This window comes from Mangrovibacter yixingensis, from assembly GCF_020523985.1.
GTDB lineage: Bacteria > Pseudomonadota > Gammaproteobacteria > Enterobacterales > Enterobacteriaceae > Mangrovibacter > Mangrovibacter yixingensis.
Genome location: NZ_JAIVKM010000003.1, coordinates 322,348 through 339,932, shown reverse-complemented (window position 1 = coordinate 339,932; position 17,585 = coordinate 322,348). Strand labels below are relative to the sequence as shown.

Annotated in this window: 19 protein-coding genes; 8 read left to right on the top strand and 11 right to left on the bottom strand. The window is 50.6% G+C overall.

Annotated elements, in window-relative coordinates:
• Window positions 1-6: 6 nt before the first annotated feature.
• Both xylB and dalD read right to left on the bottom strand, forming a co-directional pair.
• The gene (gene xylB / locus LC084_RS15445) at window positions 7-1,470 is read right to left on the bottom strand and encodes a xylulokinase (RefSeq protein WP_226572074.1); all 1,464 of its coding nucleotides are present in this window, start codon (window positions 1,468-1,470) and stop codon (window positions 7-9) included.
• A 9-nt stretch (window positions 1,471-1,479) separates the two neighbouring features.
• Entirely contained in the window at window positions 1,480-2,847 is a 1,368-nt protein-coding gene (dalD, locus tag LC084_RS15440) for a D-arabinitol 4-dehydrogenase (RefSeq protein WP_226572073.1), read from the bottom strand.
• A gap of 219 nt (window positions 2,848-3,066) precedes the next feature.
• Here dalD and LC084_RS15435 point away from each other — a divergent pair, with 219 nt between their 5' ends.
• From LC084_RS15435 to LC084_RS15400, 8 genes are all read left to right on the top strand, one after another.
• Window positions 3,067-4,008 carry a sugar-binding transcriptional regulator gene (locus LC084_RS15435; protein ID WP_226572072.1) on the top strand — a complete coding sequence of 314 codons (942 nt, stop codon included), beginning with the start codon at window positions 3,067-3,069 and terminating at the stop codon, window positions 4,006-4,008.
• A 438-nt stretch (window positions 4,009-4,446) separates the two neighbouring features.
• Complete coding sequence (locus LC084_RS15430) at window positions 4,447-5,427, top strand: 6-phosphofructokinase (RefSeq protein ID WP_226572128.1); 981 nt, start codon at window positions 4,447-4,449, stop codon at window positions 5,425-5,427.
• Between the two features lie 11 nt (window positions 5,428-5,438).
• Window positions 5,439-5,753: a PTS sugar transporter subunit IIB gene (locus LC084_RS15425; protein ID WP_226572071.1), complete on the top strand. Its 315-nt coding sequence runs from the start codon at window positions 5,439-5,441 to the stop codon at window positions 5,751-5,753.
• Entirely contained in the window at window positions 5,746-7,113 is a 1,368-nt protein-coding gene (locus tag LC084_RS15420; RefSeq protein WP_226572070.1) for a PTS sugar transporter subunit IIC, read from the top strand. Before LC084_RS15425 ends, LC084_RS15420 begins: the two co-directional genes overlap by 8 nt.
• Window positions 7,100-7,942 carry a class II fructose-bisphosphate aldolase gene (locus LC084_RS15415; RefSeq protein WP_226572069.1) on the top strand — a complete coding sequence of 281 codons (843 nt, stop codon included), beginning with the start codon at window positions 7,100-7,102 and terminating at the stop codon, window positions 7,940-7,942. Before LC084_RS15420 ends, LC084_RS15415 begins: the two co-directional genes overlap by 14 nt.
• Window positions 7,943-8,012: 70 nt before the next feature.
• A complete protein-coding gene (locus LC084_RS15410; protein ID WP_226572068.1) occupies window positions 8,013-8,282 on the top strand; it encodes a hypothetical protein in 270 nt (89 codons plus the stop codon).
• 9 nt (window positions 8,283-8,291) lie between these two features.
• Window positions 8,292-8,729 carry a PTS sugar transporter subunit IIA gene (locus LC084_RS15405; RefSeq protein WP_226572067.1) on the top strand — a complete coding sequence of 146 codons (438 nt, stop codon included), beginning with the start codon at window positions 8,292-8,294 and terminating at the stop codon, window positions 8,727-8,729.
• Window positions 8,726-9,301, top strand: coding sequence for an AAA family ATPase (locus LC084_RS15400; RefSeq protein ID WP_226572066.1), 576 nt, complete (start codon window positions 8,726-8,728; stop codon window positions 9,299-9,301). Before LC084_RS15405 ends, LC084_RS15400 begins: the two co-directional genes overlap by 4 nt.
• Before the next feature lie 324 nt (window positions 9,302-9,625).
• Here LC084_RS15400 and LC084_RS15395 read toward each other — a convergent pair whose 3' ends face one another.
• From LC084_RS15395 to LC084_RS15355, 9 genes are all read right to left on the bottom strand, one after another.
• Window positions 9,626-10,219 carry a cupin domain-containing protein gene (locus tag LC084_RS15395; protein WP_226572065.1) on the bottom strand — a complete coding sequence of 198 codons (594 nt, stop codon included), beginning with the start codon at window positions 10,217-10,219 and terminating at the stop codon, window positions 9,626-9,628.
• Between the two features lie 59 nt (window positions 10,220-10,278).
• On the bottom strand, window positions 10,279-10,980 hold the full coding sequence (locus LC084_RS15390; RefSeq protein WP_226572064.1) for a DUF1989 domain-containing protein: 702 nt from the start codon (window positions 10,978-10,980) through the stop codon (window positions 10,279-10,281).
• An 11-nt stretch (window positions 10,981-10,991) separates the two neighbouring features.
• Window positions 10,992-12,233, bottom strand: a complete 1,242-nt coding sequence (locus LC084_RS15385) for a M20 family metallo-hydrolase (RefSeq protein WP_226572063.1) — start codon at window positions 12,231-12,233, stop codon at window positions 10,992-10,994.
• A complete protein-coding gene (locus LC084_RS15380) occupies window positions 12,230-13,012 on the bottom strand; it encodes an amino acid ABC transporter ATP-binding protein (RefSeq protein WP_226572127.1) in 783 nt (260 codons plus the stop codon). The genes LC084_RS15385 and LC084_RS15380 overlap by 4 nt, the downstream gene beginning before the upstream one ends.
• Window positions 13,013-13,043: 31 nt before the next feature.
• Complete coding sequence (locus LC084_RS15375) at window positions 13,044-13,685, bottom strand: amino acid ABC transporter permease (protein WP_226572062.1); 642 nt, start codon at window positions 13,683-13,685, stop codon at window positions 13,044-13,046.
• Window positions 13,682-14,341, bottom strand: coding sequence for an amino acid ABC transporter permease (locus LC084_RS15370; protein ID WP_226572061.1), 660 nt, complete (start codon window positions 14,339-14,341; stop codon window positions 13,682-13,684). Before LC084_RS15370 ends, LC084_RS15375 begins: the two co-directional genes overlap by 4 nt.
• Window positions 14,342-14,351: 10 nt before the next feature.
• Window positions 14,352-15,209: a transporter substrate-binding domain-containing protein gene (locus LC084_RS15365; RefSeq protein ID WP_226572060.1), complete on the bottom strand. Its 858-nt coding sequence runs from the start codon at window positions 15,207-15,209 to the stop codon at window positions 14,352-14,354.
• Between the two features lie 437 nt (window positions 15,210-15,646).
• Window positions 15,647-16,456, bottom strand: coding sequence for a pyrroline-5-carboxylate reductase (gene proC, locus LC084_RS15360; RefSeq protein ID WP_226572059.1), 810 nt, complete (start codon window positions 16,454-16,456; stop codon window positions 15,647-15,649).
• Window positions 16,457-16,466: 10 nt separating this feature from the next.
• Window positions 16,467-17,489 (bottom strand): DMT family transporter, encoded by a 1,023-nt coding sequence (locus LC084_RS15355; RefSeq protein WP_226572058.1) that lies wholly within the window; start codon window positions 17,487-17,489, stop codon window positions 16,467-16,469.
• Window positions 17,490-17,585 lie beyond the last annotated feature (96 nt).

The window sequence follows — 17,585 nt, the reverse complement described above, 5'->3', positions numbered from 1 at the left end:
TAAAAATTAATGAGTACGGTAAGTAATGTCGTTTTGGTACAGAGCAGCGAATTGTTTATAGCGCTCCATCAGTGTCTGGTGGCGTTCAGGGTTCGCTTGCCAGGTTTTGTAGATTTCAGGTTTGCTGCACACCTCTGCCATAGGTTTACCTGCCGCAAGGCAGGCCAGCCGGGCAGCGCCCAGAGCCCCACCTGTTTCACCACCTTTGTGGGTGACAACGGGCATATCGAGAATGTCTGCCAGCAGTTGCGCCCAGAATGGGCTGCGGGCACCGCCGCCAACTAATGAGCATTGCGTAATATCGGTGCCGCTTTCTTGCAGCACTCGCAGGCCATCGGCAATTCCGAAGCTAACACCTTCCAAAACGGCATAGCCCATTTGCGCGCGCAGGCTGGCATGGGTTAGCCCCCAGAACAGGCCGCGTGCGTTCGGGTCGTTATGGGGGGTGCGCTCGCCAGAAAGGTAAGGCAGGAACAGCGGTGCATGGGCTTTTTCGCTATCGCTTAACTGTTCTATCTCTTCCAGCAGTGCCGTTTCAGTGGTGCCCGTCAGGCGGCAAAACCATTGCAGGCAACTGGCTGCACTCAGCATTACGCTCATCTGGTGCCATAAATTGGGCAGCACATGGCAAAAGGCGTGCACCGCCGATTGTGGCGCGGGGCGATAGGCGTCGGTTACCACAAACAGAACGCCGGAAGTGCCCAGGGAGATAAATGCATCCCCCGGGGAGACCGCGCCAACACCAATCGCGCTGACCGCGTTATCGCCACCACCACCGGCGACCACCACCGAAGCATTCAGCCCCCAGTGTTCTGCCACTTCAGGGCTGAGCGTTGCAGAGACCGCGCAACCTTCCACCAGTTCCGGCATATTGCTGCGCGATAACCCACATTTCTCCAGCAGGCTATCTGACCAGTCCCGTTTTGCCACATCCAGCCACAGGGTGCCTGCGGCGTCAGACATATCAGAGACCTTCTTACCTGTCATTTTGAAGCGCAGGTAATCTTTCGGCAGCAACACGGTGGCGATGCGGTTAAAGTTGTCGCTTTCATGGCGGCGTACCCAAAGCAGCTTGGGAGCGGTAAACCCCGGCATCGCCAGGTTACCGGCAATGGCGTGCAGTTCCGGCGCGATTTCTTCCAGCTCCGCGCACTCCTGTGCACAGCGCGTGTCGTTCCATAAAATGGCTGGCCGAATCACTTCTCCCTGGTTATCCATTAACACCGCACCATGCATTTGCCCGGAAAGACCGATCGCTTTAATGGCCGACCAGTGCTGGCCGCATTTCTCTTTCAGTGTTGCCATCAAATAGTCTGTGGCTTCCCACCATGCCTGGGGGGATTGTTCAGACCAGTGCGGGTGCGGCCGCTGGATGCTCAGGGGCGCACTGTGGGTGGCAACAACGTGGTAGTTGTCATCAATGACCAGTGCTTTCACTTCGGATGTGCCAAGATCAATGCCTAAGTACATAGTTAGCCCTCACTGAATCAGTGTGTATACAGCGGCAATTTTTGCGCGTAGCAGCGCGGCGAAGTCAGCGCGTGAGGCCAGTTCACCAAACAGTGCTTTGTTACTGGCGTAAACAGTAATGGGGTCGGCCGCGTTGAACATGGCATGCACGGCAGGGGCATCCAGAATGCCGTCCTGGTATTCATAGGGCAGCGTGCCGTTGTGCCATTGCTCCATAAACACGAAGAACAAGGCGGGCAGCATTGCGGTGGCATCCGGGGTGGCACCACGCTGGTAGCATTCCAGCAGCGTTGGCGTGATCATCGCCGGGATTTTTGAGAAACCGTCTGCGGCAACTCGCTGGTTGGTATCCTGAATATACGGGTTGGTAAAGCGGTTAAGCACCACATCGCGGTAGCTGGCAAGGTCAATGCCGTTATCGCCAAGGCAAGGGATGACATCTTCGGTGACATAACGATTGGCAATGGCATAGATAAAATCGGTCTGGGTACTTTCATGGATATATTGCTGGCCGATTAACGTACCTGCCCAGGCAATGCAGCTGTGGGATGAGTTAAGAATGCGGATTTTGGCTTCTTCATAAGGAATAACGGAAGACACCAGTTCAACCCCGACGTTTTCCAGCGCTGGCCGTGCATCGCGGAAGTTATCTTCCACCACCCACTGAATAAAGGTTTCACCCATTACCGGGGCTTTGTCATCAATGCCGGTTTTTTCTTTGATACGTGCCGGCAGGTCTGGTGCCGGGCGTGGTGTAATACGGTCTACCATGGTGTTCGGGCTGGTGGTATTCGCCGCCATCCAGTCAATCACCGCTTGCTTGCCCGTCTGTTGTAAAAATTCGACTAACCCACCATGAAAACGCTCGCCATTATGCCGGACGTTATCGCAGCACAGCAGGGTTAACGGGCCTGCCTGTTTCGCCATACGCGCTTCAAGAATGCGGGTAATGGTGCCGTAAATCGTCTTGCATGCGCCTTTCAGGTCTGCAGCCAAATCCGGGTTGCTGGCATCCAGTTGGTGCTGGGTATTCAGGTAGTACCCGCCTTCAGTGACAGTAAACGCGATCACTTTGGTTTCCGGCTTGGCCCCTTCGTCAATCAGTGGCTGGAGGTTTTCTTGCCAGGGAATGAGCTTTTGAATAGAGGTGATCTCTTCGTATTTTCTTTCCCCTTCCGGGCTAACGGTTTCCAGGACATAACGGCCATTCTGCGCTTTCAGTGCCTGAAGAACGTTTTCTGAATCAGGGCGGATGTTACCGGCGGCAATGTGCCAGCGGTTATCGCCTGCGGCAATCAGGCTGTGCAGGTACCAGGCCTGATGTGCACGGTGAAAAGAACCCAAACCGATATGAAGCCATGTGAATTGATTGTTCATGCTCTGTTCTCCATTAAGGTGTGGGCACACTCTATGAAATCATTTGATCAATTATAGAGCTATAGATCACAAAAGAGCAAAAGACCAATAAAAATACAAATGACCAATAATGTGCATTTAATTATTACAAGAGTACTTGCCTCACTATGATCTTCCCGCCAGAATGCGGTTATTACCGGGGGTAAAATGCCCACAGGTGCAGGAATAAGGCAGGGAAACATGAGCAAAGAAGATGATGCCAGGCTGGACCAAAAAGTGCGGGCGGCATGGATGTACTACATTGCCGGGCAGAATCAGAGTGAAATAGCTACCCAGTTAGGGACTTCAAGGCCGGTAGTCCAGCGGCTGATTGCGGCGGCGAAAGAAGAGGGGATTGTTTCAATTGGTTTGCACCACCCGGTGGCGAACTGCCTTGATTATGCGCAGTTGTTGCAGGAAAAATACCAACTGCATGAATGCAATATTGTGCCGGTCTACAGTGAAGACAGTATTCTCGATAGCGTGGCATTTGGCTGCTACCAGGTGATGTCCCGTTTTCTACGGGCCGATACACCGAAAATTATTGGTATTGGCTCAGGGTTTACCCTGAAAAAAACCATTCAACGCATCGATTTTAATTGCAAGAACGCCCGCTGTGTTGCGTTGATTAGTGCCATGGATGAAAACGGCCAGTGCAATTACTACGACGATGTGCCCTTGCTGTTAGCGCGTAAACTCGAAGCCAAATATTCTCAGTGGCCAGCACCGCGCTATGCACAAACCAATGATGAACACGCAATGTGGTGCTCAAGCCGCCTGTTTAATAACGTGACTGAGTTAGCGAATTTGTCTGACGTTATTTTTGTTGGCGTGGGGCCATTAGGTGAGCAAAGCCCAATTTATAAAGACGGGTTCATTAACCGGGAGCAACTGGATGAACTCACCGCGTGTGGCTCAGTGGGCGAAATTTTGGGGCGGTTTATTGATGTTGACGGTAATGTCGTTAACAGCGAAATCAACCAGTTGATAACCAGTTATGATATTCGCAAAAATGCCTGCCCGCGTATTGGTGTGGCCTGCGGCGATTACAAACGCCCGGCGATTTTAGCCGCGCTGAAAGGGGGCTGGATTAATGGCCTGGTTACCGATGAGCATACCGCTCGCTGGTTGTTGACGCGCTGAGTACATTACTTGCATCACTTTTTTGGTGCTGCCAGGTTGGTGTTTATGGTGCCTGTTTTCGCTATTACATCTGGCATTTTCCATGTGGGGTTATCCCGCTCAAAAATAAACAGGTGCCTTAATGGCACCTGTAGACGGGAAAAAATGCGGGAATGCTCACAAAATTATCATCGCATCTTTTGGCTATTATCGGCAGTTTCCAATACTGAATTCTTTTTCTCCGGCTATTCAATAACTCACTGTATTTCCGCAATAAAAATATCCGACGCCTGGGGTTTGTTAAATTTTAAATGTGATTTAATTCACAAATAAACTTTAACAAACCACCTTGTCAATGACCTGCAGTTATTCATTTATCCAGTTTTTGAGATCTCCGTTGCAAATACAGGGCTTGCACTCAGGGAAAAATGTGGGTGTCGCAAGCAATAAGGGCAAATGATGAAAATCGGTATTGTCGTAAGTGGCGGAGATGTTTCAGGGATAAATAATTTTATTTTCCAGATAGCCAGGCTGGCGAAGGCAGATATTACGCTATTTAATGGCGGGATCCCTGGATTGCTGGAGAAAAAACACCATGAGATTTTATGGCGTGATTTGGTGGATTTCTCAATTTCATCTATGCCAATAATTACATCCGGCAGGACGCAAAGAAAGTTAATGCGTGCTGAATACAGTGAAATCAGTAAAAAACTAAAATCACTGCATATTGATATATTAATCATGGCAGGTGGCGATGGTTCTTTACAATTTCTGAATACCCTTAGTGAATTTGATGTTAATTGTTTTGGTGTGGGTATGACGATTGATAATGATGTATTCGGCAGTGATTACACCATTGGTTTCTCAACGGCTTGTGAACAAATTCGCCAGGAAGTATCCAAATTACGTAATACCGGAAGGGCACTTCCTGGGCGAGTATTTATGATTGAAGTCCTTGGCGGTTACTGTGGAGAACTGACTTTGCAGGCCGCTATCAAGAGCAATGCAGATATTGCACTGATCCCGGAAAAACAACTGCCCGTTGCTGAACTAATATCCCGGATTCAGCATAAGTTGGCCGAGCAAAACAGCGTGATTATCCTTTGTTCGGAAGGTTATACACGTGAGTATTCGCCCGGTTTTCAGGGGGCGATAGACACCATGATAAAACAGTTGGAACCACAAATTGGCGTGCGTATCCGTAAGACCATTATCGGTTTTGGTTTACGTAGTGGCGACCCAACTTGTGAGGAGATTTATCAGGGAACGATTATGGCAAGCGAGATTGTTCGTTGTATTCAGTCTGGAATGCGTAATAAAGCCATTGTTATTAATTCGAGTAATAAACCTATTCCCATCGATTTAATTAGTATGCAGAAACGCCTGGTCGATACTGAAGGGCATCATTATAAACTTGCAAGGCAGCTCAATATCCTTTGAGGAGACCCTACATGTTAAAAGTACTTTGCGTATGTGGCTGCGGCCTCGGCTCAAGCTTTGCCATTGAAATGACCGCTAAAGCTGTTCTTAAAAAACTGGAGATCCCGGCTCAAATTGAGCACACCACTGTATCTGAAGCGGGAGCATTTAAATCCGATATTATTTTAACCTCCAAAACATTCGCGGATATTTTAACGGCCGATGCCAACGAAGAGGAAGCTAAACGCGTTATTATCCTTAATAAATTAACGGATAAAGAGGAGATAGAAACAAAAATAGTCGCATTTATGAAAGCACAAAATTTAATGGTGGCTGATCATGAATAGTATTATTTCATTTATTGTGAAAGACCTGCTTGGCCAGGCTTCTATCCTGGTGGCATTTATTGCCATGCTGGGGTTGATTCTGCAAAAGAAATCTCCCGGAAAGATAGCGGAAGGCACATTTAAAACATTGCTGGGCTTTCTGATAATGATGGCAGGCATCAACATTATTGTCGCCACACTGACTTTCCTGAACGACATTTTTACCCATGGCTTCGGCATGAAAGGGTATATCACCGATGTAGCCGCCATTGCCGGGCTGGCAAACCGCGAGCTGGGTTCAGAGGTTGCTTTAACACTGATGGTGATATTTGCCGTCAATATCCTGGTGGCGCGCCTTTCACCCTTTAAGTACATCTTCCTGACCGGGCAGGCGTTGCTCTGGATGGCAACGATTGGCACCGTTATTGGCTACAAAGCTGGCCTGACAGGTTTACCCCTCATCCTTACTGGTGGTGTCTTCGGTGGGATTATGGCTGTGCTGATGCCCGCGCTGGCACAACCTGTGGTGCGGCGAATTACCGGTTCAGATGACGTTGCTCTTGGGCATTTTTGTACTATTGGTTACCTGGTTCAGGCGGCGGTGGCAAAAGTTGTTGGCAAGGGTTCCCGTTCCACGGAAGACCTTGTCCTGCCAGATAATTTCAAGTTCCTGCAAGATACCTATTTGTCGATGGCTGTGGTGATGGTGCCAATGTACCTGATCCCGGCGCTGGCAGCAGGCCCTGCTTATATAGCTCAGTTTTCTGGTGGCATGAACTACCTGATGTATGCGTTTATGCAATCTATCCAGTTTGTCGCCGGGGTGTTTGTCCTCTATAGCGGGGTGCGTTTACTGCTTAACGAATTGGTGCCTGCATTCCGGGGGATCGCCATGCGTATTGTGCCGGATGCCAAGCCCGCACTGGATTGCCCGGTTCTTTTCCCTTATGCCCCAAATGCCGTCATCGTCGGCTTTTTAGCCACAACGGTGGGTTCTATTATCGGCATGCTGGTTTTCCCCATGTTCGGCATGGCAATGATTTTGCCTGGGTTATTAACAAACTTTTTTGCTGGCGGCACTGCGGGTGTTTTCGGCAATGCTCTCGGTGGGCGGCGTGGTGCCATGATTGGCGGTGTTGTCCATGGTCTGTTTATTACTTTCCTGCCGTCTATTTTGGTGCCAATGCTGGAAAGTTACGGTTTTAATGGCGTCACATTTAGTGACTCAGATGTAATCAGTTCTGGCCTGGTACTGGGGCATGCATTCCAAAATAACTGGCTATTTGTTGCCTTGTTTATTGTGTTTGTTGCCGCCCTTGCCTGGTTTGTAAATGGTAAGTCCGTTAATCCTAAAGGGGAGAAAGGTCATGAGCCTGCTTAATTTCAAAGATATTTTACATATTGCTCAAGAGCGAAAATTTAAAGCCATTGGTTCATTTAACTTACATTGTATTGAAATGTTACCTGCTTATTTTCGGGCTGCGCAAAAAAGTAATAGCCCATTAATGATTCAGATATCTACCGGAACAGCACAGTATTTGGGTTATAAATTATTGGTGGATTCTGTTTGCTCCCTGGCGGAAAGTGAAAACGTGCCAACTTGCCTGCATCTGGATCACTGCTCTGATATTACTTCGATTGAAACGGCAATGAATGCCGGTTTTTCATCAGTAATGTACGATGGCTCTCATCTTAATATTGATGACAATATTGCCAATACCCGTATTGTGGTAGAAATGGCTCGCCCGAAAAATATCACTGTAGAAGGAGAATTGGGGGCCATTGGTGGCTCGGAAGATGGCAAAGCCGTGGCAGATGAAGACATCACCATTACTACCGTGGAAGATGCCGTGCGTTTTGTGAATGAAACGCAGGTCGATATGTTGGCGGTCTCTGTTGGCACAGTGCACGGTTTGTATACCGGTAAAGCGCAAATCCGCCACGAACGTTTAAAAGCTATCAGTGAAGCAACGCGTACACCACTGGTATTACATGGTGGGACAGGTGTGAGCGATGAAGATATGCGCCTGGCGGTTACCGAAGGGATCAATAAAGTGAATGTGGGCACAGAAATGAATGTGCAGTGGGTGGGTCAGTGTAAAACCACCTTTGAAAAGGGCAAGGTGAACGATAGCGTGCGGAAATTTTTAATTCCGGCTAACGAAGCGGTTACCCAGGTATTAATGGAAAAGATGGCTCTGTTTAAATAAATATCCCTCTGTTCTTTATTTTTTATCACTCACCCTGGTGCCCCGGCACCCGTCGGGGCTGGAGTCAGCTATGTTTAATTCGCTTAAAGCATTATGGCAAAAGAAGCCCGTTGACCAGGAAGATAATAATCAGCAGGCACAGTTATTGTCGGAACAAATAGCGCAACTGGAGCAATGTTTGGCAACTCAGCCCAATAATAATGAAGCACAGAAAGCGTTAATGCTGGAATATAACCGTGCACTACGTATCTATGCGGCCAGCCCTGTTTACCGGTCTCAGGTTGATACGTTGTTTACACGAATTGATGAACTGCGAAATATTATTCGCCATAATATTTAGGGAGTGCGCATGTCCATTAAAGATTTGCTGTTAGAAGCCGATGCCATTCAGGTTGGGGTAGAAATTGATAACTGGCAGGATGTGATTCGCCAGGCAGCCAACCCATTAGTGAATAAAGGTTTTATTTCACAAAACTATGGGGAAGCTGTAATCAAAAACACGCTCGAACACGGCGCGTATTATGTTTTTGATGAAGGTATCGCCATACCTCACGCTCGCCCGGAAAACGGTGTTTCCCGCACCTGTTTTAGCCTGGTTCTGCTTAAACATCCGGTCAGCTTTGCAGGCAGTGAGGCTGCTGACATTGTTATTTTATTCGGCGCTCAGGATAGCAATAAGCATATTGAGGAAGGGATTCGCGCAATCGTCGATTTACTGGATAACGACGCCAGATTATCCAGCTTGCGGGCAGCGCGCAGCAAAGAGGAGGTGACAGCATTGCTATGAAACAATTAATGAGTGCTGAACGTAAAACGGTGATTTTGGTTAATGGTGTTCCGGCTTCCGGTAAAAGCACCATCACCCAGGCGCTTTCACAGCAATTCGGCCTGCCTTCACTCACACTTGATGACATTAAAGAACCCTTTATGGCGCAGTTCCCGGCAATTGACCGCCCACTTAACCGCCAGCTTGGGTGTGCGGCTTATTCGGTTATCTGGTCGGTTATTGCGTCGGCCCCGGTGAATTGTGTCTGGCTTGTTGATGCCTGGTTTGGGTTTCAGTCCCGCGAAAAATTACAGTTTTTTTTGCACCAGGCTCGGGTAGATGAGGTGTTGGAGGTTTGGAATCACGTTTCGCCGGAATTGGCTGTGGCCAGATATTCAAGCCGCCTTGAACACCGCAAACCGGGCCATCCTGGGGAGGAATATTTGCCTGAATTGGCTTTGTTAGCGCAATCAGCCTGTCCCATGGGAATTGGGCCGGTTTACACCCTGGAACAGAGTGAAGATGGTGGCGATTTGGGCGCATTATTTAACTGGGTTACACACCGTATGGTTAGTGAAGCAGTGGTTGGATGAGTGTACTGGCATACATGGTCAGGCGGGTTTTTACACTGGCGCCTGGCTTGTTTATGCTGCTGTTTACCAGAAATAAATTGATTACGCTATGTATGAACGGCGTTGCGTGTTTATTCGTACATTCAGTTCATGCTGGCATTAACTAATGAGTGTGATTCATTCAGCGCGTCCATTTGTTGGCCAATACCAGGCAGGTAAATAGCCAGGTGTTTGCGCTTATTGCGGTATATTTGAATAAGATTATTTGCGAATAATTATATCAGCCGGTCGGGTTCTGTTGTGAATATAAGCTGTGATTACGTTGGGGCTGTAAGCCAGCCCTCATCAGAATGTTACTGGCGTATTTACCCACAGAACTTTGGTCACGCTTTTCCCGGGGTTACTGTAACCATGTGGCAGGTGGCTCGGAAAATAGAAGGAATCACCCGCTTCCAGTTGCCAGGTTTCTTCACCAATACGCAATTCTAATACGCCTTCCAGCACATACCCCATTTCTTCGCCCTGGTGCTCAATCAAAGCATCGCTTTTTACACCAGGTTCAATGATATGAATATCACCCTGCAGTAATCCGCCTTTATGGTGCCAGGTGAGGTTTTCAAGCTCTATGCCGCCCTTTTTATTACGCTGCAGGAAGCGTTTACGGTGGCGTTGTTCGGGTTTCATCACCGGGGAATCCCCCGCCCAGTCTTCCGACATCAGGTCAGAAACACTGGTCTCCAGGGTTTTTGCCAGGTGGTGCAGCATGGTGAGTGAAGGGTTAGCGGCGTCATTTTCCAGTTTGGAGAGAAAACTTTCTGAGCAGTTTACCTGGCTTGCCAGTTGCTTGAGCGTCATTTCCCTGACCAGGCGGGCATGGCGTAACCGCATGCCAAGGCTGGCAGGGGTTCCGGTTGATTTCAGGTCTGTCTTTTTTTTCATGGGCGAATAGGTTGCCAGTTAATGAATAGGGCCTGCCCAGGCAGGCCAAAACAAAAAAATTATCCTGCTACTGTAAATTGGATTTCCTTCGGTGAACAGCCATTGATAGGCACAATGTCTTGCGGGCAGGCGGACATGACTGCCACACAGTCGCGTTCAGCACGGATTTCCACGTAATCGCCCGGTGCGCTAACAGTCGGCAGCCAGGAAATGGTGTAATCCGGGTTAACTGGCGTGTTCATCCACAGGTTCAGGGGCTGCGGTACTTCGCGGGCACGCAGGCCAATGGCGTTCAGCGCCATACGCATGTTATCTGCACAACTGTCGTGGTATTCCGTGATCCCCATGTTGGAATAACGGAACAGGTCACAGGCGGCAATCATGGTGTCATGTACGCCCGGTGAAGTATCGGTCAGCAGTGTCACAATGGCGCGGCGTTGGTTGGTTACCAGCACATCGCCCGGCTTGGGAATGATTTTGTCGATAAACGCGCGGGTGTGTTCCATGGAAGCGAATTCGCTCAGGTCATCGCTGTTAAAGAACCAGGTATCGCACACCTGGCTACCTGGGGTGTTGATAATTTTAATTACCTGGCCTTTCTTCAGTTTTACAGCCCGCCCACAGCGCGGAGGAATGGTGTATAACTCGCCCGGCACAGGCGTGCCATCAACAGAGATCGGGGAGGTTGCAGTGGCATTCATGCCAAGTGCATCGCCATTATCTTTGGCACAAGATTCTGGGTACTGGGTAGTGGTAGTCATTGGGTAACTCCTTAAATAGTATTAGAAAGCTCGGTAAGCGAGCCTGCCAGAGCACGGGCTCCGGTATGCAGCGCACGAGGTTCGGTATATTCAGCCGGGTTGTGGCTGATGCCACGGTGGCTGGGAACAAACAGCATGCTGGTGGGGCAGTGCCCGGCCAGATGCATTGCGTCATGGAATGCACCGGACAGCAGCCCGGTGCAGGGAATATCGAGTGCCTGGGCGGTGGCGTTCAGCACCTGGTTTATCTGTGCCGCGAACACCACGGGTTCACAGGATAACAGCGCTGCCACACTAACTTGGGCGCTGGCCAGTTGTGCCATGCGGGCATCAAACTGTGCCAGTACAGCCGGGTCCGGGTGGCGGAAATCCAGAGTGAAACTGGCCTGGGATGGAATGGTATTGACCGCGTTTGGGGTAACCTGCCAGCGGCCAAATGTCAGGCGCAGTGCGTCATCGTCGGGGTTGAGTGTGCTGGCTTCAATGGTACTGGCCACAGAACGGGCAAGCTGCATAGCATCCTGGCGCAAGGCCATGGGCGTGGTGCCAGCATGGGCAGATTCACCCAGGCATTGCACCTGGTACCAGCGAACGCCTTGAATGCCTGAAACCACCGCCAGCGGTAACTCAAGGTGTTCCAGCAACGGGCCCTGCTCAATATGTAACTCCACAAAACAGGCCATGTCCCGGTTTGGTCGGCGGGCCAGTGTGGAAAAACGCTGGTGGTGCAGCGCCAGTGCTTCGGCAAAACTTACGCCATCTTCCCCAACTACTGCCAAAAATGCCGCCAGGCTGTCTGGTTCAGTAAATGCACTGGAACCCATAGCGCCGGGGGCGAAACGGCTGCCTTCTTCGTTGGTCCAGATGGCAACTTCAACCGGGCGTTCGGTGGTGATACCGGCGTCATTCAGTGCTTTCAGGCAGGCGAGGCCCGCCAGTACACCATAGCAACCATCAAAGTTGCCGCCACCGGGTTGGGTGTCGATATGGCTTCCGGTGGTGACGGGTGGCAGGTTTTGCCTGCCTGGTCGGCGGAAAAACAGGTTTGCGGCATCATCTGTGTAAATTTCACAGCCCAGTGCGCGGGCTTCGTCAACCAGCCACTCACGGGCATCCAGTTCGGTATCGCTTAATGCCTGGCGGTCCACACCACCATTTTCCAGTGCGCCAAATTGTGAGAGCTTTTTCAACAGGCTGTCCAGCCATCCAGTATCAAGGTGTTGGGCAGCACTCAGGCTCGGGGAGGAAATCATAGCGACTCCAGTTCTTCAGGTTGCAAAGGGCGGCGAAACAGTGGAGCCAGAAAAGTGCGTAAGCGCTCACTTTCTGGTTGAGTAAACAGCTGGCGCGGGCTGCCGCTTTCCACAATGTAGCCATCAGCCATAAATACCAGGCGCGAGGAGATATGGGCGGCAAACCCCATTTCGTGGGTTACCATCACCATCGTCATACCTTGTTCAGCCAGGCTGCGGATAACATCCAGCACTTCTTCTACACGTTCCGGATCCAGCGCTGAGGTCGGCTCATCCAGAAGCAGCAGTTCAGGTTCAAGTGCCAGGGCGCGGGCGATACCCACTCGCTGTTGTTGACCACCAGATAACCGCACTGGCCAGTCGCTGGCTTTTTGCGCCATACCAACCCGGCCCAGAGCCGCCATCGCGGCTTGTTTGGCTGCGTGGCGTGGCATTTTTTTACCCAGCACCAGAGGGGCGGCGACATTCTCCAGTACAGTCATATGCGGCCACAGATTGAATTGCTGGAATACCATGGCCAGTGGGCGTTGCACCTCAGCAATCAGTGCCGGGCTGTCGGTGTGCGCTTTACCGCGCTGGTTACCGGAATAGCCAAGTAACTGGCCTTTAATCAGCACTTCGCCCTGGTCGTAAGCTTCCAGAAAGTTCATGCAGCGCAGGGCAGTGGTTTTCCCGGAGCCTGAAGGGCCAATCAGGGTGACGATTTCGCCTGGATGAACACTCAGGTTGATGTCGCGCAGCACAGGCTGCCCGGCGAACGCTTTCCCAACATGGCGCATTTCCAGAATAGGGACGGATGCATTACTCACGTTAATCTCCTGTACGTAGTGCATAGCCAAGGCCGCGCACGCAAAGGCTGACGCCTTGCGCCAGTAACCAGTAGCTGGCAATCAGCAGGGCGTACGGCAGTACATAGGTGTAGGTGTTGGCGACAATCTGGCTGGTGGTCATGGTGAGTTCCGGTACGGTAATCACCGAGGCAATCGCGCTTTCTTTAATGGTTAAAATGAACTGGTTACCCAGTAATGGCAGCGCGAAACGCAATGCCTGAGGAGCCTGGATATGCCAGAAGCACCGCACCCCGGAAATCGCATTAGCCAGTGCTGCCTCGCGCTGTCCGGGTGGGATACTGCGCCACGCAGCCCGGAAAATTTCACCAAAATAGGCGGCGCTGTAGAGCGTGAGCGACAATACTGTGGCCTGCACCGCGCTGAGCATAATGCCCACAGAAGGCAGCCCAAAATAGATAACCGCCAACTGAGCCAGGTAAGGTGTGCCGCGAATAATCCACACATATCCGCGCCACAATCGGTAGGCCAGCGGGTTATGCGGGCATAGCCCGTTAAACGCAAACCCCAGTGCCATTCCCAGCAGAGCGGCACACAGGCTTATCCATAATGTGGTGCCCATAGCCTGCAGGTAATCGGGCAGGTAATTGGCCAGTTCGCTCATCGTGATTCCCTCTGCCAGTAACGTTCTGCCTGGCGGCCAATCAGGGCCAGCAGGCTGGTCAGCGCCAGATAAATCAGCGCGACGGACAGGTAGACCTGTAATGGCTGGTAAGTGGATGAAGCCAGTTGCTGGCCCACACGCATCAGGTCAGTCAGTGCAATTACAGAAACCACGGCAGAAGCCTTCACCACATCAATCAGTTCAGATAACAGTGAAGGCAGTGTCAGGCGTAACACTTGTGGCACTTGAATACGCCACAGAATTTGCCGGGGGCTGAGGCCACAAATAGCCGCTGCTTCCAGTTGCCCAGGCGAAATGCTGGCAAACCCGCTTTTGAGAATTTGTGACTGGTAGGCCGCTGTGTTGAGCGTGAGGGCAATCGCGGCTGCCAGGAATACCGGCAGATTCAGCCCCAGTTGCGAAGGCAGGTAAAAGCACAATAACAACTGAGCCAGTACCGGCGTACCGCGAAACAGACTGACCCATCCATGGGCCACTCCACGCCAGGCTCGCGCCGGGCTGTCGGACATTTTCCAGACACCAATTCCCACCAGAAAGCCGGCAATCATGGCAACCAGGCAGAGTGCTGCGGTGGTCAGCGCGCCATGTAATAAGGCGGGTAGCCAGCTGGCGAAATGGGTGAAAAAAACAGACATCACTCAGTACTCACAGTGCCGGTGCAGGCATAGGTGTAGCCGGAACATTCATGGTGAAACCAAACCATTTCTGTTGCAGCGCTTTCATCGTGCCGTCTTTGTTGGCTTCGATAATGCCGTCCTGGAACAGTTTGACCAGTGAAGCGCTGTCGGCATCTTTACGCCCAACCCAACCAAAATAGGTTTTCGGCCCCAGCATTTCAGGCAGTGTGGCGAACACACCTGGACGGGCTTTGATCAGTGGCCCCAGGTTGGAGAGCGACTGGGCAACCCCATCCAGGCGGCCATTGGCCAGGTCAACGTAGGCTTCGTCGAAGGCGACATATTGTTTAATTTCTTTGATTCCCGGTTTACCGCTGGCTTTTAGCTTCTGATCAAAAGCCTGCAGCACCTGCAACTGGCCGGATCCAGTTTGTGTTCCCACCACTTTGCCGCTCAGGTCGTCAGGGGAGGTGATGCTGTTGTCGTTGGCACGTTTCAGTAACGCGACGGTGGATTCAGCAATGGGCGCGGTAAAAGCAAAATGATCCACACGCTGTTTATTCACAGTAACGGCGGTGATAACGAAATCGAATTTTTTAGCATCAAGACCGGGCAGGATCCCCTGGAAGGGAAGATCCAACTGATCCACTTTCACACCGGGCAAAGACTTCGCCAGAATGTGGTTCATCAGATCAACATCATAGCCAACGATTTTGTTGTTCTCGACGTATTCAAACGGGGCGTAACGGGCTTCAGTCGCGATGGTCATGACCTTCGCTTCTTTAATCCGCTCCAGTAAGTCTGCGCTGTGTGCTGTCGTAGAAAAGGCGCTGGCAGTCACCAACATGGCCCAACATGCTGCAAAGGAAAAACGCGTCAGTTTCATTATTTCGCTCTCTGAAAGTGATATTCATTTTAGGAAAGTTACTTGAACAAAATGACAGTTGCATGAAACGTGCCAGAACAAAAAATATCCACATAAAGAAGTACAGTGGCTTGAAATCTGGCTGTTTTTTGGGTTCAGAAGAAGAAAACAACCCGGTGTTGTATGTGGGGAAATTGCTGTGGGCGTGCACAATGGCGGGGCGAAGTGTGTGCCGAAATGGTGCGTGGAGGTAAGAAGAACACCGCCCGTTAGCCGGGCGGTGTCAGATTGATGAAAAAGAAGGAAAAAGCGTGGTTTTTCCTTCTTTTTAGTTAGCAGCCGAAAATCAATGAATTGATTTTCCAGGTTTTTTATTGGGTGACATCCTCTCGTTTTGTGCGGACATGAGGTTTGTCATCAGATTCACACCGCCCGTTAGCCGGGCGGTGTATTCAGGGTTACTGCCCGCTCAGTTTGCGGGATTTATCCATGCAACTCACTACTGCATCCATTACTGCGGCACGAAAACCCTGTGATTCCAGCGTTTTCACCGCTTCAATGGTGGTACCGCCAGGTGAGCACACCATATCTTTCAGGCGGCCTGGGTGTTCGCCGGTTTCCAGTACCATTTTGGCGGAACCCAGTACGGTTTGAGCTGCGAACTGGTAGGCCTGGTCGCGGGGGAGACCGCCCATAACACCGGCATCTGCCAGCGCTTCAATAAACATAAATACATAGGCGGGAGAAGAACCACTAATACCTGTTACGGCATGGATTTGGCTTTCCGGAACAACGGCAGAACGGCCAAAACTATTGAAAATCGCCGTGATATCTTGCATTTCTTCCGGCTGCACCAGGGCGTTCGGGGTTAATGAACTCATCCCCGCATTGACCATCGCCGGGGTATTCGGCATTACCCGCACCAGTTTTACATCATGCCCGGCCATAACAGCCAGTTGTGCAAGAGTAACGCCTGCGGCAATAGAAACCACGATTTGTGAAGCACTGATAGACGACGCTATCTCTTTCAATACTGCCGGGATGATATGCGGTTTAACCGCCAGGAACAGGATATCGCAGCCTTCAACAACCTGAGCGGCACTGTCAGCCACCTGAACGCCCGCTTCTGTATGAAGTGCTGCCGTTTTTGTGGTGTCGACGTCAAAGACAGTAATACTGCCAGCGGGGGCGACTTTGCTGTTAATAATGCCGTAGATAATGGCATTCGCCATATTGCCGCTACCGATAAAGCCAATCTTCTTTTCCATATTCTGTTCCTTAAGACGGTTCTTTTATTTTTGCTGCTGCCAGAGCGGCCTGGTCATTGTTTTCCGTTTTGCTCAGCATAAATTTCGGGGGTTTATTCACAATCACAATCCCTGCGCATACCAGTACCAGGCCAATAGTCAGGGGAAGAGTAAAGCTATCCTGGCCCATCATTACAGACAGGATACTGCCCGATAACGGCATGCAGAATTTGTAGATAGAGATTTCACCAATTTTGGCGTGCTGAACAATCCAGTACCACAGGCCGAACGCAACGCTGGCAATTAACGCCAGAATCAGCATCAGAATGGTGGCCATTGGTGTCCAGGTGATCGCACTCAGGCTGCCGCCCATAGTAAGGCCAATCACGAACAGAATGACAGAGCCAATAGTGAGGTTCCAGCCAGTCATTACGAAGGAGTTAAGCGATGAACCAATACGTTTGGCCTGCATCATGCCCAGTGCAGCGACCAGGCCATAGAGCACCATAAAGCCATCGCCCAGCCAGGAGAAGTTCAGCAACTCACCAATACCTGCGCCGGTATTCATCAGGTTAACCGCCAGCAGACCGGTGAGGCCTAAAATTAAGCCTATCGCTTTCGGTTTATTCAGTTTGTCATTTTTGTACGCAAAGTGCGCCAGCAGTACGGAGAAAAAGATGGAAGACTGCGCCAAAATCGTGGATTTAATGGTTGTGGTGTTCACCAGGCCAATATTGAAGAACAGGTAGGCTGCGGTGGTGCTGACAAGACCCATGGAAGTCACTTCATACCACTGCTTCCTGGTTACTTTGAACACCTTTTGCCCCATTAATTTTGCCATTAGCAAGGTGATCAGGCCGGCGAGGAAGAAGCGGATACTTATTGTGGTGAGTACCTGCCCGTTATAGTCATTGCCAAGAATGTCCGCAGAAATGTGCATTTGGCTGTACATTTCTTTGACCAGTGGGAAAGGGGTTCCCCATAAGATATTGACAAATATAGCGCACAGAGCAAGGAACAAAGCACTGGGCTTTGCGAGGCTGGTTTGGTTCATAAGTTAATCATCCTGATTTAAATAAACACTCCTACTGGCCTGCCGGTACGAGTAGCTACTTTATTGGGCACATGAGAATAAACCAGGGGGAATGCG

What these genes read in the sequence shown, in the direction of transcription:
- LC084_RS15365 (WP_226572060.1), bottom strand. Translation starts at nt 15,209, where the DNA reads ATGAAACTGACGCGTTTTTCCTTTGCAGCATGTTGGGCCATGTTGGTG.
- LC084_RS15375 (WP_226572062.1), bottom strand. Translation starts at nt 13,685, where the DNA reads ATGAGCGAACTGGCCAATTACCTGCCCGATTACCTGCAGGCTATGGGC.
- LC084_RS15435 (WP_226572072.1), top strand. Translation starts at nt 3,067, where the DNA reads ATGAGCAAAGAAGATGATGCCAGGCTGGACCAAAAAGTGCGGGCGGCA.
- LC084_RS15425 (WP_226572071.1), top strand. Translation starts at nt 5,439, where the DNA reads ATGTTAAAAGTACTTTGCGTATGTGGCTGCGGCCTCGGCTCAAGCTTT.
- xylB (WP_226572074.1), bottom strand. Translation starts at nt 1,470, where the DNA reads ATGTACTTAGGCATTGATCTTGGCACATCCGAAGTGAAAGCACTGGTC.
- LC084_RS15380 (WP_226572127.1), bottom strand. Translation starts at nt 13,012, where the DNA reads ATGCGCCATGTTGGGAAAGCGTTCGCCGGGCAGCCTGTGCTGCGCGAC.
- LC084_RS15420 (WP_226572070.1), top strand. Translation starts at nt 5,746, where the DNA reads ATGAATAGTATTATTTCATTTATTGTGAAAGACCTGCTTGGCCAGGCT.
- LC084_RS15355 (WP_226572058.1), bottom strand. Translation starts at nt 17,489, where the DNA reads ATGAACCAAACCAGCCTCGCAAAGCCCAGTGCTTTGTTCCTTGCTCTG.
- LC084_RS15430 (WP_226572128.1), top strand. Translation starts at nt 4,447, where the DNA reads ATGAAAATCGGTATTGTCGTAAGTGGCGGAGATGTTTCAGGGATAAAT.
- LC084_RS15385 (WP_226572063.1), bottom strand. Translation starts at nt 12,233, where the DNA reads ATGATTTCCTCCCCGAGCCTGAGTGCTGCCCAACACCTTGATACTGGA.
- LC084_RS15400 (WP_226572066.1), top strand. Translation starts at nt 8,726, where the DNA reads ATGAAACAATTAATGAGTGCTGAACGTAAAACGGTGATTTTGGTTAAT.
- LC084_RS15405 (WP_226572067.1), top strand. Translation starts at nt 8,292, where the DNA reads ATGTCCATTAAAGATTTGCTGTTAGAAGCCGATGCCATTCAGGTTGGG.
- LC084_RS15395 (WP_226572065.1), bottom strand. Translation starts at nt 10,219, where the DNA reads ATGAAAAAAAAGACAGACCTGAAATCAACCGGAACCCCTGCCAGCCTT.
- LC084_RS15410 (WP_226572068.1), top strand. Translation starts at nt 8,013, where the DNA reads ATGTTTAATTCGCTTAAAGCATTATGGCAAAAGAAGCCCGTTGACCAG.
- proC (WP_226572059.1), bottom strand. Translation starts at nt 16,456, where the DNA reads ATGGAAAAGAAGATTGGCTTTATCGGTAGCGGCAATATGGCGAATGCC.
- LC084_RS15370 (WP_226572061.1), bottom strand. Translation starts at nt 14,341, where the DNA reads ATGTCTGTTTTTTTCACCCATTTCGCCAGCTGGCTACCCGCCTTATTA.
- LC084_RS15415 (WP_226572069.1), top strand. Translation starts at nt 7,100, where the DNA reads ATGAGCCTGCTTAATTTCAAAGATATTTTACATATTGCTCAAGAGCGA.
- LC084_RS15390 (WP_226572064.1), bottom strand. Translation starts at nt 10,980, where the DNA reads ATGACTACCACTACCCAGTACCCAGAATCTTGTGCCAAAGATAATGGC.
- dalD (WP_226572073.1), bottom strand. Translation starts at nt 2,847, where the DNA reads ATGAACAATCAATTCACATGGCTTCATATCGGTTTGGGTTCTTTTCAC.